The sequence below is a fragment of the Salinadaptatus halalkaliphilus genome (assembly GCF_006543045.1).
GTDB lineage: Archaea > Halobacteriota > Halobacteria > Halobacteriales > Natrialbaceae > Salinadaptatus > Salinadaptatus halalkaliphilus.
This window is the reverse complement of sequence record NZ_RBZW01000009.1, coordinates 1-1,872: the sequence shown is the minus strand read 5'-3', so window position 1 is coordinate 1,872 and position 1,872 is coordinate 1. Positions and strand designations below refer to the sequence as shown.

General features: G+C 51.8%; 2 protein-coding genes. Both read right to left on the bottom strand.

The annotated features are described in order from the left end of the window. Positions 1 to 53: 53 nt before the first annotated feature. A complete protein-coding gene (locus tag D8Y22_RS02580) occupies positions 54 to 1,148 on the bottom strand; it encodes a type I restriction-modification system subunit M (RefSeq protein WP_246084337.1) in 1,095 nt (364 codons plus the stop codon). Positions 1,149 to 1,273: 125 nt separating this feature from the next. Continuing rightward, positions 1,274 to 1,633: a hypothetical protein gene (locus D8Y22_RS02575; protein ID WP_141463171.1), complete on the bottom strand. Its 360-nt coding sequence runs from the start codon at positions 1,631 to 1,633 to the stop codon at positions 1,274 to 1,276. Positions 1,634 to 1,872 lie beyond the last annotated feature (239 nt).

The following is a 1,872-nucleotide window of genomic DNA, read 5'->3' as shown; positions in this document are numbered from 1 at the left end:
CCCTACGAAGAACTTCGTCGAGTCGTTAGCACCAATGAGATGATCTCACGGAGTCACGCTGTACCGGCTGTTGAGCCTTCGGGGTAAACACATACATCCATAACAATGCCTGCCTTGCCGGTCTCCGAGAGCGAGGCGAGCATGAGCTGAATCCATGACCAGTCGCCACGGTTCTTCGGTGGTAGCCCGTACTCGAAGCGGTTGTACGGCTCGTTCTCTTCGACCCACTCCTTGTTCCACTTCTTCTGGTTCCACGGTGGATTCGCGACGACCCGGTCGAACACCTCGAGTTCGTCGTTCTCAGTAACGAATTTCGGCTTCCTGATCGTGTCGCCCTTCTCTATCGTGGCGTCTTGCATCTCATGCAGAAGGACGTTCATCTGACCGATTGCCCACGTATTTAGGTTCTTTTCCTGCCCGTACAGCGAGATATCGTCGCGGTCACCTCCCTTCCCCTCGACGTGCTGGGCGGAGTAAATGAGCAACCCACCAGATCCTGCTGCAGGGTCGTAGACGCGATCACCGGGATCAGGATCGACACACTCGACGAGCAGTTGAACGACCTCTCGAGGCGTATAGAACTCCCCGCCTTTCTTTCCGGAATCGTCGGCGAACTTCCGGATGAGATACTCGTAGGCCCGCCCGAAAATGTCGGGATCCTCGAGGTCAGCGTTCCGATATCGGTGCTTCGAGAAGTGCGCGACGAGTTCCTCGAGCGTGGCGTCGCTGAGGCGTTCCTTGTCGTTGTAGTCGACGGAGGTCAGAACGCGGTCGGCGATCTCGTCGTTCTCGTCTTCGATTGCCGCAAGGGCCTTGTTCAGCGTCGCACCGATGTCCGTCTCTTGCTCGGTGATGTGGTCCCAGCGGGCCCGTTCTGGGACCCAGAACTCCTCGTGCAGGTCGCGATCATCTTCGACGACCTCCTCCGGAATCCCGTTCTCTTCGGCGATCTCCTCAGTTTCTTCTTCGAAACGGTCGTTGACGCGCTTCAAGAAGAGCAATCCGAAAATGTAGTTCTTATAGTCAGAAGCGTCGATACTGCCACGGAGGATGTCGGCAGCTTCCCAAAGATGAGCGCGAAGCGTGTCGAGCTCGAGCGTCTCGACCTCGTCTACGCCCGGAAGAGTCTCCTGTTCGGAGTTAGCCATATTGATAGCCACTCTCTTGTGACTGTTTATGCTTTTCCGCTCGTGGCGGTGCTCAAGTCAGATCCTATAAGTGCAAACCGATTTGTTAAATCGAAGCGACAGGTGTTGAACAATTATCAGATTGACTATTCCCGTGAGATTTTCTCAATCCGCAAATCATTCTCATTTGGTGGTGGGATTTCACCATCAAAGGTACCATCTGCATCTACATTTATCTCAACGATTCCCATCCCACTATTGATATTATTCATGCTCTCGACACCACCATCTGGTAGAACCGATGTAGAATTACTATCATCAAGCGTTGCATGTTCATAGATCTCATAAATAAGATCGTAGAACTTGGAACCATCTTCGAAGCGTTGGCCGTAACGGCCATAAAGCAAGGTTTTTAGCACCGATATCGGCAAGCGGAAGCCACTAACGGGATTTGTTCCGTAAATAAACCGATGATATCGGGACATTTTTTTCATGTACTTATCCATGTTCTGAGGTCGGTAAAAGAACGGACGATGCACATCACCGACAAAGGAGTAGTTGAATGCTGACCCTCTCACACCCCGCAAATTAAACGACTCAGTAGAATCGTTGTACGCCAATTCGAACTCTGGTTTGGCATGTAAAAAATAGGTATGTGTTTAGCCCGAGCTGATTTCGGTACTCTCTCGTAGAAAGCGTTCAACGGACGCGATATGAACAGGCAGCAGACATCGGATACGACTCT